This window comes from Marinitoga sp. 1155, from assembly GCF_001021175.1.
Taxonomy (GTDB): Bacteria; Thermotogota; Thermotogae; order Petrotogales; family Petrotogaceae; genus Marinitoga.
In genome coordinates this window covers 16096-31836 of sequence record NZ_AZAX01000015.1, presented here as the reverse complement: position 1 = coordinate 31836, position 15741 = coordinate 16096, and the positions used below count along the sequence as shown (strand labels likewise).

Annotated in this window: 7 protein-coding genes; 3 read left to right on the top strand and 4 right to left on the bottom strand. The window is 27.8% G+C overall.

All coding sequences use genetic code 11. The features are described from left to right. Window position 1: 1 nt before the first annotated feature. From X274_RS06025 to X274_RS06015, 3 genes are read right to left on the bottom strand one after another with little or no spacing between them, the layout of a single operon-like run. Entirely contained in the window at window positions 2–1075 is a 1074-nt protein-coding gene (locus X274_RS06025) for a glucose-1-phosphate thymidylyltransferase (protein WP_047265918.1), read from the bottom strand. Then, complete coding sequence (locus X274_RS06020; RefSeq protein WP_047265917.1) at window positions 1072–1836, bottom strand: inositol monophosphatase family protein; 765 nt, start codon at window positions 1834–1836, stop codon at window positions 1072–1074. The genes X274_RS06025 and X274_RS06020 overlap by 4 nt, the downstream gene beginning before the upstream one ends. Continuing rightward, window positions 1833–3635: a TIGR03960 family B12-binding radical SAM protein gene (locus tag X274_RS06015; RefSeq protein WP_047265916.1), complete on the bottom strand. Its 1803-nt coding sequence runs from the start codon at window positions 3633–3635 to the stop codon at window positions 1833–1835. The genes X274_RS06020 and X274_RS06015 overlap by 4 nt, the downstream gene beginning before the upstream one ends. 147 nt (window positions 3636–3782) lie before the next feature. Between X274_RS06015 and X274_RS06010 the strand changes: the two genes are divergently transcribed. The 3 genes from X274_RS06010 to X274_RS06000 are packed head-to-tail and all read left to right on the top strand — an operon-like array spanning window position 3783 to window position 6756. Further along, window positions 3783–5045, top strand: coding sequence for an ABC transporter substrate-binding protein (locus tag X274_RS06010; RefSeq protein ID WP_047265915.1), 1263 nt, complete (start codon window positions 3783–3785; stop codon window positions 5043–5045). 8 nt (window positions 5046–5053) lie between these two features. Further along, the gene (locus tag X274_RS06005; protein WP_047265914.1) at window positions 5054–5929 is read left to right on the top strand and encodes a carbohydrate ABC transporter permease; all 876 of its coding nucleotides are present in this window, start codon (window positions 5054–5056) and stop codon (window positions 5927–5929) included. Then, window positions 5926–6756, top strand: a complete 831-nt coding sequence (locus tag X274_RS06000; protein WP_047265913.1) for a carbohydrate ABC transporter permease — start codon at window positions 5926–5928, stop codon at window positions 6754–6756. The genes X274_RS06005 and X274_RS06000 overlap by 4 nt, the downstream gene beginning before the upstream one ends. A 30-nt stretch (window positions 6757–6786) precedes the next feature. Here X274_RS06000 and X274_RS05995 read toward each other — a convergent pair whose 3' ends face one another. Beyond that, window positions 6787–15729, bottom strand: coding sequence for a carboxypeptidase regulatory-like domain-containing protein (locus X274_RS05995; protein WP_047265912.1), 8943 nt, complete (start codon window positions 15727–15729; stop codon window positions 6787–6789). Window positions 15730–15741: the final 12 nt, after the last annotated feature.

Sequence of the window (15741 nt, the reverse complement as noted above, 5' to 3'; positions counted from 1 at the left end):
TCTATCTTGGAATTTCTATTTTTGAATAATCACCTATTACCAATTTTATTGATTTTGGTTTCGAATCTGAGCTTATAACTGTGGCATTTGCTCCAATTATACTTGAGTCTAATCTTGTTTCTAAATGTGCTATTGTTGCTTTATCTAATATAATTGAATTTTCTAATTCAGCATTTTCTATAGTTACATTTTCTCCAATACTAGTATATGGACCTACATATGAATCAGAAATTAATACATTATCTCCTATAATTACAGGACCCCTAATAACACTATTTAATATTCTCGAATTTTTTCCTATTATTACATTTCCATGTATTGAAGAATTTTCATATACAATACCTTCGTTTTTACTTTCTTTTAACTGCTCTAATATTTTTCTATTTGCTTCTATTAAATCTTCCGGTTTTCCAGTATCCTTCCACCATCCATATACAATATGTGCTCCAACATTTTTATCATTTTCCAATAACCATTGTATAGCATCCGTTATTTCCAATTCCCCTCTCCATGAAGGTTTTATATTTTTTATAGCCTCAAAAACAATTGGTTTAAAAATATAGACACCTATAATAGCTAAATTAGATGGTGGATCTTTAGGTTTTTCAACAACACTTATAACTTTATTATCTTTTAATACAGCAATACCAAATCTCGATGGATCTTCAACTGGAGTTAAAAGAATAAATGAATCCATATCATTATTATCAAAATCTTTTATGAATTTTCCAAGATCTACTGTAACCAAATTATCTCCTAAATACATTAAGAATTCTTCATCTTTTAAAAACTCTTCTGAAATAGCTACAGCATGCGCTAAACCCTTTGGTTCCTCCTGAACTATATATGTTATATTTAATCCTAAGCTTGAGCCATCACCTAAAGTTGTTTCAAAATCAGATTTGTTATCAGGATTAACAACTATCCCAACGTCATTAATTCCAGCTTCCTTTATCATTTCCAAACTATATACTATAGTTGGTTTGTTTGCAATTGGTATTAATGGTTTTGCATTTGTAAAAGTCAATGGTCTTAATCTTGTTCCTTTACCTGCACACAATATTAACGCTTTCACAACAACACCCCCTGTAAATTTTTAATTATATCTTTATAGATATATGGATTTGAATAAATATTTTTTTTATTAAATATATTTGTCCTGTTACCATAATAATCAGTAATTATTCCCCCGGCTTCTTTTACTATTATATAACCAGCTGCAACATCCCAGGGATTGCCTTTTACCGAAATAAATGCATCAAAATATCCTGTTCCAACATATGCAATTTGTAATGCTGCGGTTCCCAACAATCTTATTCTCATAACCTTTGTCTCAAAGGCTTCAAAAAATTTAAACGTTTTTCCTCTTATGTTTCCCGTTGAAATCATAGCATCTTCTAAACTTTTGGACCAATTAGGAATAATTTTTTCATCATTATACTTTATGCCTTTATTTTCTTCGGCTGTTATAATTTGATTTATTACTGGAGCATATATTATACCATATTTTGGTTCATCATTTTCAACATAAGCAGCGGATATACAAAACATTGGTAGCATTTTAGAAAAATTAACAGTTCCATCTATTGGGTCTATTACCCAATATCCATTTGTTTTAGGTTTTTTATCTTTTCCGCTTTCTTCACCAAAAAAACCTATTTCAGGAAATTGCTTTGTTAATGCGTTATATAGATATTCTTGAACTCTTAAATCAAGAGAGGTTACTAAATCATGTTTTGATGATTTACTCGATATTGTAAATTCTTTTTCTCTCCATTCAAGAAGTTTTTTTCCAACTTCAATTACTTTTTCTTTCAAAAAATCAAATTCTTTCATTTTTCCACCCGCTTAACTAAAATATTATTTAATCCTGTTTTTATACATACACCACATAAAGTACATATATCCCATCGACAATCATCTGTTGTTTTTCCATCTGTTGCTTTTTTCATCTCGTTATTTATAAAATCATCCTTTAATAAAATATCTATTATTTTCCATGGTAATTCATCAGTTTCTATTTTTTCAAGATATTTTTTAGTATCAATGCCTAATTCATTTATTTTTCTTGCCCATTTTCTGAAATCAAATTCTTCATCCCACTCATCAAATATTGCATTTTCCTCTAATGCTACTTTATATATTAATTCCGATATTTTTCTATCTCCTCTTGATAATAATGCTTCAATTAAACTAATGTACGGATCATGAATCTTCAGTTTTGCAAATTTTCTTATCTCATTTAATATTTTTATTTTTTCTTTTATCTCTTTTGGTTGATAAAATCGCTCTTTTTCAAAAGGTGTGTGCGGCTTTGGAATAAATATCGATACATTTACTGTTATATCCTTTATTTTTATTTCTTTTTTTATTTTTTTTGTTAATTCAACTATGGCTCTCACATCTTCTTCTGTTTCTGTTGGAAGACCTATCATAAAATATAATTTTATTCTTCTCCAGCCACTTTTTTTAGCATATTCTACAACATTCAAAATTTCTTCTTCAGATATATTTTTATTAATCACATCCCTTAACCTTTGAGAACCAGCTTCTGGTGCAAAGGTTAGTCCTGTTTTTCTTGCACCAGATATTTTGCTTCCGATTTCTATTCCAAATTTATCAACTCTACTTGAAGGAAGTGATATGGAAATTCTATTTTCTTTAAGAAATGGTTCTAATTCATTTAAAACATTTTCCAAATCAGTATAATCTAACGTGCTTAAAGATAATAGGGATAGTTCATTATAGCCTGTCTTTTCAAGCGTTTCCAAAGATAAGTTTATTATTTTTTCTGCTGTTCTTTCTCTTACAGGTCTATAATAAAACCCAGCATGACAAAATCTACATCCTCTATTACATCCCCTCATTATCTCTACTATCGCTCTATTATGTATAGTTCTAATTTTAGGAACAATTTGTTCAGTTGGAAATGACGTATTATTGAGATCCCTAATTTTTCGTATTTTTATCCTTTTCTCATAATCAGGAACTACAAACCCTGATTCAGTCTCCTTTAATTTATAATATTTCGGCACATAAAAACCTTCTGTTTCATAAATTCTTTTTATTTTTTCTTCTCTGGTTATATCGCTAGATAATATTTCTATCAGATCATCTATCACCGCTTCACCATCGCCATTATAAAAAGCATCGATAAAATCAGCAATGGGTTCCGGATTAGATGCACTAGGGCCGCCTGCTATAATTATAGGATCATTTTCTGATCTATCTTTAGAATATATTGGTATATTTCCAAGTTTTAAAGCATGAATAATATTTGTATATGAAAGCTCATATTGAAGCGTTATTCCAATTAAATCCATTTCTTTTATCGGTGTATATGTTTCCAGAGTATATAACGGAATATTTGCATTTTTCATTTCTTCTATCATGTCTTTCCAAGGTAAAAAAATTCTTTCCGAAAATACATTTTCCTTTTGATTAAATGAATGCATTAATATTTGAAATCCCGTATGAGACATTCCAACTTCATATAAATCTGGAAACATCAATCCGATTCTTATTTTATTTTCCACTTTTTTTATTCTTAAATTATATTCTCCGCCTATATATCTTGCAGGTTTCCTAACTCGATGTAAAACTCCAGATGCAAATAACCACTTTCCTATATTCATATATTTCCTCCTAAAACCATTTTATGATTAAGTATATCATAATTGTTTTTAATATATGTAAAATTTAGAAAAAAACTTTTTGATTAATCTATGTTAAATATGGTATAATAAATTGTAAACACAATCATAAATCAGGGGGTGTTATGTATGAAAAGGTTGTTTTTGATTATTTCTATTCTTTTAGTTTCTCTATTTGTATTTTCAGAAGAAGTTGTCACGTTAAATCTAATTGAAGCATTTTCAAGTCCGTGGAGAACACCTACATTAAACAAAATAATTGAAATGTTTGAAACATTAAATCCCGGAGTAAAAATAAATGTCATCTCACCACCTTATGAAACAGCTTATCAAAAAATAAATTTAATGGTTAGCACAGAACAACCACTTGATATTGTAGAAATTGGTGATTGGAATTTAAGCACTTTAGCTGCAATGGGAAAATTAGAAGATTTAACTCCTTATATTGATAATTGGCCAGAAAAAAATGATTTAATAGATGGGGTTTTAGAAGCTGCAAGTATATATAAAAATACACCTTATCTATTGCCTCATGGAATATTTGTAAAAACGCTATTTTATAGACCTGATATTTTATCTAAATACGGATTTAAAAATTACCCTAAAACAATGCAAGAAATGTATGATATGGCAAAAAAACTTACAGAATCTGGGAAAAACCAATACGGTTTTGATTTCAGAGGAAAAGGGTACCCTACTGCATTTATAGATATTGTAGTAACCTCTTTCTTTGATGATATTGATCCGAATAATATGTATTTAACAAAGGATGGAAAATTAATTTTTGATGACCCTAGAGCTATTGAAGGATTAAACTTTTATGTTAGCTTATTTAAAGATACTGCTCCAAAAGATTCTGTTAATTGGGGATGGGATGAACAAGTTAACGCTTTTGTTTCTGGTATAACTCCTCTATTATTCCAGGATCCTGATACCACAGGAATGCTAAATGAAATGTTAAAACCTGGGCAATATAAAACTGCACCATTACCTGTTGGTGTAAGCGGAAAAGCTTATCCGACGTTTGGTTTTGTTGGATGGGGAATACCAACATATTCCAAACACAAAGATTTAGCATGGAAATTTATAAAATTTGTTAGTTCTTCAGAGATTAACGGATATTGGAGCAAGAGTTATGGTGCTTTACCTATTTTAAAGTCCGTCTATAAATACGACTCGTATTTTAGTTCTAATATTTTTGAAGGATGGACAGAAATGTTTAAAGATTCCAAGCATTATCAATTCACACAATACCCATTAGATAATGAAAATTGGGGAAAATGGAATGAATTTCAGGAAAAAACAATGCAACAGGTATTATTGGGAAAACTTTCTGTTGTTAGATGTTTAAAACAATGGTCAGACTTCTGGAAAGATGCTGGTATTAAATAGGTGATTAAATGAAACAAAGAAAATTTATTATACTTATGCTATTGCCAACAATTCTTTTAATTTCATTTATTATTTTATACCCCACTATAAGTGGGGTTTTGCTTTCTTTCAAAAATTATTCTATTTTTAATTTTGGAAAAATCAAATGGGTAGGTTTTGAAAATTATAAAGAAATCTTTTCTGATGTTTTTTACATTGATATTATCTGGAATACAATAAAATGGATTTTCTTTTCTGTATTTTTTCAATTAATCTTTGGGTTTATTCTGGCATTATTAATGAAAGAACCGTTTAAAGGAAGAGGATTATATGCAGGGTTTGTTTTTTATCCATGGGCAATATCTGGTTTTGCTATAGGACTAATATGGTCATGGTTACTTAATGGTCAATTTGGAGTAATAAACGATATATTATTACGAATAGGCTTTATTAAAGAAGGTTTTAACTTTTTATCTGATCCGTCATTGGCAATGTTTTCTGTTATATTGGTAAATGTATGGTATGGCATACCATTTTTCGCTATTATGATTTTAGCCGCATTGCAATCAATACCAGATTCATTGTATGAGGCTGCCGAAATTGATGGCGCAGGATATTTCACAAAACTTTTTAAAATAACTATTCCATATATTAAACCTACATTAATAAATACTATTTTATTAAGAATAATATGGGTTATGAATTTCCCTGATGTTATATATGGAATGACTCGAGGCGGACCTGCTGGAAGCACAGAAATATTATCAGTAAAAATGATTAATACTGTATTTTATGAATCAAATTATAGTAAAGCTGCTGCTCATGGTGTAATTATAGTTACTGTTCTTGTATTATATACTATTATGTATTTAAAATTGACTTCTAAAAAGGAGTTTTCATTATGAAGAAAAAAACAATATGGCAAATTGTACGATTTATATTATTAGCATTATTTTTATTATTTGCTATATTTCCTCTTTACTGGATTATATTAACTTCATTTAAACCTGTATATGAATTATATACATTTCCAATAAAATATTGGACAAATAATCCAAGTTTATACGGATACAGAAAATTATTTGAATTTGTTAATTTCAAACAATATTTTTCTAATAGTATTTTTGTTTCTTTAATTGCAGCTTTTATCTCAACAATTTTTGCAATGTTAAGTGGGTATATATTATCTCGAAAAGAGTTCAAATGGAGATATATTGTTATTTTATATCTATTTTTCTCCCAAATGATACCGTCATACCTAATTATGGTTCCACAATACATTATGTTCTCAAAATTCCATTTGATTAATAAATTAATTAGTATAATAATAGTATATAGTGGTTTTGGTGCAGCATTTAGCACAATTATGGCTAAAGGTTTTTTTGATAGAATTCCAAAGAGCATAGAAGAAGCTGCTTTAATTGACGGATGTAATGAAATACAATCATTATTTAAAATTACTGTTCCATTAATGCTTCCTGGATTATCTGCAATTTTAAGTTTTTCGTTTGTTAATAACTGGAATGAACTATTTACAGCTGTTATGTTTTTAAACACTGCAGATAAATATACTGTCCCTGTTGGTTTATATTCAATTGTATCAAAAGCAGGAATTCAATGGAATGTGTTATCTGCAGGCATAGTTATAGCTCTTTTGCCAACTATAATTGTTTTTTCCATTGCACAAAAATATATTATATCAGGTTTAACTCAAGGAAGTTTAAAGGATTAAAAACAAATCCCGGTAAAACCCGGGATTTGTTTATTGAATAGGCGAACTTTCCAACCAACTTTCAATTTCAACATTATATAGCTTATTCTTAATTTCTTCCTCATTTGTTGTTCCCCAGAAATTTCCATTTACTCTAACAGTATTAGACGTGTTGTTGTATATATTGTATGTCTTATTATCAAGATAATTTCCTGAAATTTCTTGTTCAACATCTGGAGAAACAAATTGATTAAAGTAAATTCCATAATTATTATTTATTAATTGGTTTCCTTCAAAGGTTAGTAACGCTCCATTATCAATATAAATTCCATAATCCAAGTCTTCAAAATCGGAATTTTTGAACCCTATCATTGCACCATTTCCAATATATACACCTTTTCTACTATAATTTGTATCAGATGAATCATTTGTAAATCTGCAATTATCGAAAATCATTGAATAAGAGGAGTTGTAATACAATAAATATTCATTATAGAAATTATTATTATAATTATTTTTAAAATCAATATTATTAAATTCTATATTCCCAGAAATATTCCCATTAAACTGCAAATAAGCGATGGTTGAATCTTTTGTTAACAAATCACCACCAAATTCATTAATACTATAAAATTCTTTGATTACACTAGACTCAATAAATACATTTTTGACTCCCCAGTTGCTATTTAATTCTAATGATTTAAGTGTTGAATTTTTAATAATAGTTGATATTTCGCCTCCATATACAATTAACCTTCCTATTTCAGAATTATCAATTGTTATATTGGTATAATAGTCAATATTAATACTATTACTACTTATCGATGAATTATTAATATTTACATCAGTATAACTAAGAGTATCATAATTATTTACTGTAATAGTGCTTTCATTAATTTCAGCATCAATATAATTAAAACCAAGACTTCCAACAGAAATGTTCGAATTATTAATTGTAATTTTTGTATTATTTTCACTATTTCCATCATTATATCTATTAACATTATCATTTGGTGTTAATTGAGAAATGGAATAAGCGCTAACATTTTCTAAATTAACTTTTGAAGAATTATACATCAAAAATGCTTGATCTATTGATGATATTTTTGAATTTTGAATATTTAATTCTTTGTTTTCATGAACAATAAATCCTTTATTATTAAGTACAATAGTAGAATTGCTTATTACGGCTTCGCCATTTATATCCATAAATGCATCTGCATAACCTGATTTGACATAATCAAATTCCACATAGCCTCCTTCTTCAATCTTTATACCATTCCATTTTCCTTTGATTAAAATAGATGTATCTGGTTTTAGGTATATTAAATTATCTTCACTACCATTTAATACTAAAGTACCTCTAACAATAATAGACTTATCTTCGGCGATTTTTAATGTTACTCCTGGTTCTACTGTTAATTTCCCTATGATTATTAAGTCATCTGTTATTTCATATTCTTTTTCTGAACTTTTTATTACTGAATTTAATATTATTTTTCCTGATATTTCATGTCCTAATACTACATCTTCATCTGTTGGCTCTTCTGCTAAACTATTTGTTGTGTCTATTGTTCCTTCTGTTTTTGCTTCCCCTTCTGCAAAGTAGTTGTATTGTGCGTTTATTTCTCTTGTTACTTCTGATTTGATGTCTGTTGTGTTCCCTTTAAATGTGTTTTTCATTATGTATACACTGTCTTCATCCTCTGCCTCTTTTATTGTTATTCCTATTTCTGCATTTTTTATTGTGTTGTTGAATAATTTTGTGTTGTATATTTCTATTGGTGCGTTGTCAAATACTGTTTTTGTTATGTTATTGTTTTTACTTATTATTTTTCCATTGTTTGTGAATGTGACATTTTCTATATTTCCTGTTGTTTCTATATATTCTGCATTTGTTATTTCACTGTCGCTTATTTTTGTGTTTGTTAAATATAATTCTTTTACTGTTGTTGTTATTAATCCTGAAACTTCAATTCCTGCAATTGTTAATTTTGTTGTGTTTGTTATATTGTATTTTTCAATATTTCCTCCTGAGATTATTAGTTCTTCAATTCCATCTGCTGTTATTGTTTCTATTTTTGCGTTTGTTATTGTTATATCTGAATTGATGTTTGCGTTTGTTATTCTTACTCCTTCTACTTCGTTTGTGTTTCCTTCTTGTGCTGCATATGTTTCTATTGACCCTGTTCCATATATCCTTCCATTTTTTGATTCTATTGTATTTATATCTGCATTTATTTCTCCGTATATTCCTTCTATTGATAAGTTTAGCAATGTTGATTTTACTATTATTCCTGTTAATTCACTTGGTTCTGTCCTGTCATATAATGATTTAACTGATATTGTTCCTGAGTTGTGTGTGACGTTATCAAAGGATAGTGTCCTTCCATCACTTATTTTTATTTCTATATCTCCTTCAATGGTTATATTGTTGAGTGATATATCTGATGTTACTATGTATGGTGAATGATCACTATCTATTGTTGTGTTTTCTACTAGATAATCTTTTAAGTTTGTATAACTTAATATGTCTCCTATATCTGGCTTTTCTTCTGATCCTGCATCTGTTATTAACGCTGTTTTTATTCCGTCTATTGTGTAATTCCCTGATATCGTTTCACTTATTGATTCTTCTGTGTATAATGCATAGAAGTTATTGTTTAATGCTATGTTGTTTGGTGCTGTGTTTAATAAGTTGTATTCTCTGTTCATCATTATTACGTTATCTGCTATTGTTAATTCTACATTGTCATTCATTAATTGGTTGATCTTTATTCCTCCTAAATTTAATGCTATGTAGTTTTTTGTGAAGTTTGATATCATTCCATTGTTTACAACTACTGCATATCCATTGTTACCGTAGAATGTGTTGTTGTTTATTTCTGGCATTGCAAATTGTTGATTGATTATTATTGCATCGTTGTTGTTATCTTTGAATGTATTGCCATATACTTTTGTTGTTTTGTCATTCCCAATGACAAGTGTCGAATTCCCTTTGAATATATTGTTGAATATTTCTATTTCTTTTATTCTGTATATTGTGAATTGTGATTTTTCAAATGTGTTGTTGTTTATTGTTATAGCATATTCATTATTATCAGAATCACTATAATAATATTCACCTGTATTATAGTTATACTCAAATGCTCCTAATATGAAATTCCCTAAAATCCTATTATTTATTATTTCTATATACCCCTTCGAACTATTGCTATAATTCCTTAATAAAGATAATTGTTTTATTTTATTTCCGTCAAATATTAATTGGGGTATATTTTGATTGTCACTATACATATAATTATTTATAGATATAATATTTATATCATTATCAATAAATTCAATCTTACCATTTTGATATATAAAATATATATTACACGTATCTATAATCGAGTTTGTTATTATTATATTTGAATCAACACTATCTATCATTAAGTAAGAAATATTTGAATTATTTATTAAATTTTCATTATACAAATATCCATTAATATTTATACTTTCAATATCTGAATCTTTTATATTAAATTTAGGATTCCCTTCCCACTCTCTGTATATTTTATTAATTTTAGAACTGTTTAAATTCAATGTTCCTTCTAATATTATTCCATTTCCTATAACATTTTCTGTTGTTAAATTGTTTGCTGTTAGTTCTGAGCTTTGATCAATATTAATTCCATTTGACGAGTTTTGTATTAATATATTGCTTATTTCTACTTTTGACCCTGATAATATCAATGCTGTTTTTGTGTTTTTTATTATTACATTATCTAATTTTACTGATTCTTCTGTTACGTTGTGTAATACTATCCCTTCCCACATATCTTTCATGTCTACTCCAGTAGAGGTATAGAATTTTATGCTTTCTGAACTTCCATCTGCAATTAAGGTTCCATATATATGTATAGATTTACCTTTGGCTACTTTTATTTCTACACCTGGTTCAATTATAAGTTTTCCGAATATATTCAAATCATCATTAATAATATATGGACTATATTCTTTAGCCATTTTATATGGCAAATATAAATTCCCTGAAACTTCTTTACCTGTTATAGTTGTAACTTCGTTTATAGCTTCAATTGGTTCTGAGAAAAATGGTTCGAATATAACTTTTGATAATTCAAAATTAGGGTCATCTTCATAATCATATATTTTTTCTTTGATTAATGATGATGACGAATTTCCAAAATAATTATTTTTAACATCTATTTCACCACCTTTGGCATAATTCTCGAGTTTTATGTCATATTCTGTATGTCCAGTGATATTATTATATGATATAAGCACGGAATTGTTTTGAACTCTTAAACCATAATCTCCATTATTTGTTATTGTATTATATATAATATATGTTTTAGCGTTGTTATTTTCATAATACCCATATCTATTAATATAAATATTATTATTATTTTGTATTATATTTGAAATTACTATAGACCCATTAAATTTAACTGATAGAAAATCTTTTATTGTTGAATTTGCTATCTTATTATTATTTGATGAGAATTCAACAAAATTATTACCATATACTTTAGAGTTTTCTAAAATTGAATCGCTTAATATAAAACCACCATTCAAAATAGTTCCATTTATATAAGAATTACTTATAGAGTTTGGATTATTTATAGTTGAATCTAAAATATAACCACTAATAGCGCCACTATTTCCATATAATATACTTACTGTATTTAAGTCAACTTTTCCTCTTAAATAATTAAAAGTTGAATCTTTTATATTAGAATATCCATTAGAAACAAGCGAATTTATGACAGAATCTGAAATTTCTGCCTCTGAGTTTATTGTTAACGTTCCTGAATTTATTTGGATATTTTTTAATATGTTGTTTTTTGATGCGGTGGAATCTGTCCCATAAAGTTCGTATTTTTTATTAATATTTTTTATTGGATTATATTTTATATTTGCTTTTTTATCTATAATTCCAACAAAGTTTCTATTTTCAATTTCTGAAATTGTTTCTTCAATATCTCTTTGTATTTTTTCTTTTAATATATTTCGATTTAATATGTTTGTTTTTAGATTCTTTGTTCTTAAATTTGTTAATGTATTTTTATTATCTACAGGTTTTCCATTTATTACTATCTCAAATGTATCATTTTCATTTTCCGGTTTAAATACTATTTCTTCAGTTGAACCATCAGCTACAAGATATCCATCGACTATAAACTTCATTCCAGTTTTAAATACAAGTGTAACCCCTGGTTCTATTGTTACTGTCACACCTTCATTTACTTTTATACTATCGCTCACATAGTATGGTGATTGGGCTTTTGTAATAACAACATCCTTTTCAACAATTCTTCCATGTAAATAATCTATAAGATCTGTCATATCTGGTAAGTCAACAACCTCTATTGTTGCTGATTTTACTTCACTCACATTACCAGCTTTATCTTTAACCTTTACATATACTGTTTTTATTCCAGACTGTGTATCTACTGAATGTATTTTTTGAAATTCATAATTTTGCCATGTGACATTTGAGAAATCTGAAGTATTTGAAATTAATATCTGGCCAAGACCAGAACCTTTATCTTCAGCAAATGTTGAAATAATTACCTTAGCATTGTCTGTTGTATTTGCACCGCCATTTATTAAAATCTTCGTTAAAGTTGGTGGTGTTATATCAACTAATTCCAATTGATTTGCAAATGTTTCTTTTAATTCTTCAACGGTTATTTCATCTATTATTTGTTCATTCCAACCTTCTTTAGAAGCTCTTAATTTATACTTCCCCGCAAGTACACTGCCAAAAATATAACTTCCATCTGCATTTGTCTTGGTAAAATAATTGATTTTTTGTGTATTTGTATCAAATGGCTCAAGGGTTACAGATATATCAGAACTATCCTGCATATCTTTTAATTTAGCATAACCACTAATCTGTCCAGCATTAGGAATTAATGTTACATCATTAGTTATTATTTTTTCTGCAGGTGTAACTTTTACTTCTGATAGAACATATCCGCATTGCGGGAAACTTGATTTTTGTATATATTCACCAATTGGTATGTGTTGGAACATAAAAGTTCCATTTTCATCAGTATATGTTTCGTAGGTTGCTGTGCTGTTTTTCGATAGCAATTCAACCTTTATATTTAAGAAACTATCAAAGCCTGAAGATATAGTTACTTTTCCTGTTACTGTTGTCGACAAAGCTTTTAAAGTTAAAATCTCTCCATTGAATGCTTCATATGTTCCATTTTCTGTTGTTTGGAAGTTTTGTTTGTACTCATATGTTTCAAAGTCTTCATTTTTGTATATTTTTAAACCATTATAGTTTTGTTCAATTGGCGCATCTAATACAAATGTTCCATCAGTAGCTGTATATGTTGTTAATCTATATCCAATTTCCTCTTCATAATCACCTAATAATTCAACTTTTATATTTTCATAATGATTCCAACCTTGAAGATGTATTGTTCCTATTATTCTTCCAGACGCTCTTTCAAGAAGAGGTGTTTGTTCTAAATTTATTATCTTTCCAACTTCAACTTTTACTTCTTCTATTCTTACAGTTTTATAGGAAAATTTTGAAAATTCTATATCATATATACCTGACTCTACTTTAGGAAATACAAAGCTTCCATCTTTATCTGTTATTGTGCTATAACCTGGGCCATTTCTTTTTTTAGCAAGAACATGTATTCCACTCATATCTGAAGAGTCTTTTAAATATGCTTTACCATATATAGAACCACTGTTTGGAACTTCATCTAACTTTATAATCTGTTCTAATACCATTTTTTGATTTGGCATGATTTTTATATTTTCTAATGTTACTGAGGTAAATCCTTGAGAAGAGAATGTTATTTTGTAATTACCAAAAGGAACATTCCCTATTACATAATGTCCGTTGCTATCAGTTGTTGTTGTTAAGAATATATTTTGTTCATTTAATGACATATCTAAAGTCGTACCTTCAAGAGTTACTGTTATGCCCTCTTGATTTGTAATATTTTCTACATTATATCTTGCAAATCCTTCTATTGAACCTTTTAATGGTTCTAAAGTTTTAGAATATAACATACTGCTTTCATCTGAAATACTTACCATTTCTTCAAACAATTTATAATTTTCTTTAGATATTTTTATTTTATATGTCCCAACTTTAGTTATAATTTCATAATATCCTTTTTTATTTGTTACTTCTCTTAGTCCATTAACATCAACAACAGCACCAGAATTATCTATGTTTCCTGGTAGAGTTATATAACCATATAATTTTGTTACCTTCCTCTTTAATTGAATAGGATTTAGTTCTATAATCTTTCCTTTTTCAACATTTGTTTTTGTTTCTGTTGATTCATAGGTGTCTTTTGAAAATTCTATGACATAATTACCAGATGGTAATAATGTGCTGTAATTACCATATGAGTCAGTAACAGCTGTATCAATAATTTCATACTCAATATTTTCTTCGTTTAATTTAATAGGAAGTTTCTTATTAAATTTGTTCAATATTTTTGAGTTATCTACTTTTTTTATTGCAAGTGTGGAGGCTGTATTTTTCTCTCTTTTAAATACAACAATTATTCCGCTATTAGAATCGGCACTTTTATCTTCTAAATATACCTTTCCTTTTACCCAGCCTTTATCTTCACCTCCGGGCAATACTTCAATTGTGTTAACAGAAGTTAATTGATTCCTTTTTACTTCTACAACAACGTCTTTTGTAATGTAATTTTCTTTTAAAACTTTTAATAAATATTCACCTTCAGGAACGCCAATTATAGAAAATTCACCTTTTGTATTGGTTGTTGTTTCTTTTATAACTATATTTGATGAGTCATATAGTTTAATAAGAAAATCAGATTTTTCAGCGATATTGTCTTTTGTTCCATCTATTCTCATGGGTTGAATAAGGCCCTGTATGTCTCCAAAAATATAAGTAGTATTAATTGTCCCTACATTTATTTCCTTATTCTTTACTACTGTTATATCTATGGTTATTGGTTCATATCCGTTACCGTTGAATGTTATTGTATATTTCCCAGGCGTTATATCTTCAAAACGAAAATCAGCATTATTTGTTATTGTTTTTGTTTTTATTTCTGTCCCTTCTTTTGTTAATGATAATATCCCTTTTGTATATGCTGTATTTGAGAATATTATTGACCCTTTGATAAATCCATATTTATATATTAATGCATCTTCATAGTAGAATGATCTTCCCGGACTTATTGTTATTGTTGCTGTTTTGCTTTCGTATTTTTCTTTTGTTATTTCAAGTGTGTATTCCCCTTTTGTTAATCCTTTTTTGCTAAATTTACCGTTGTTGTCTGTTGTTAATGTATCTATAATTTTGTTATTCTTGTCTTTTATTATTATTTGTGTGTTTGATAATTCTTCTGTGAACGGTAATGTTATTTTCCCTTCTAAATCTCCTAGGTTATTTTCAAGAATAATAGGTTCAACTTCTGTTATTTCATTTTTTATTATTACAATATTTTTTTTAACGGTATCATATCCTGACGATTCAACTTCTAAAATATATTCTCCAGGTTCAATTTTGTCATAAAAGAAAATGCCAGAGCCTTTGATAACCTTTTGAGTTATGCTTTTACTTTCATTATTAATATTCTTTAAAATTATATTGATTTCATTATCATTACTTGTACCAGATATACTGCCTTTTAAAATACCATATTTATATACTAATGATGTATTAACTGAAACGACAGATCCTGGAATTAAATTTACATTAATTTCTTTTGCTTCATAATCATCTCTAGATATTTGCAATGTGATTTTTTCATAATTTAAATTTTTTATAATGAAATTTCCATCTGGATCAGTTTTTGTTGTGATATTTGTCCCTTTTACTTTCACTAAAGTACCTTCTAATTGATCAGTAAACTTCAAATTTATATGTCCTTGAATTGATGAGGTTGCTCTTAAATTAACACAGGAATTTAAAATCAATAGTATAACAATTAAAAAGAAAACAATTAAATATTTTTTCTTATTTTTCATTACTTCCCCCTC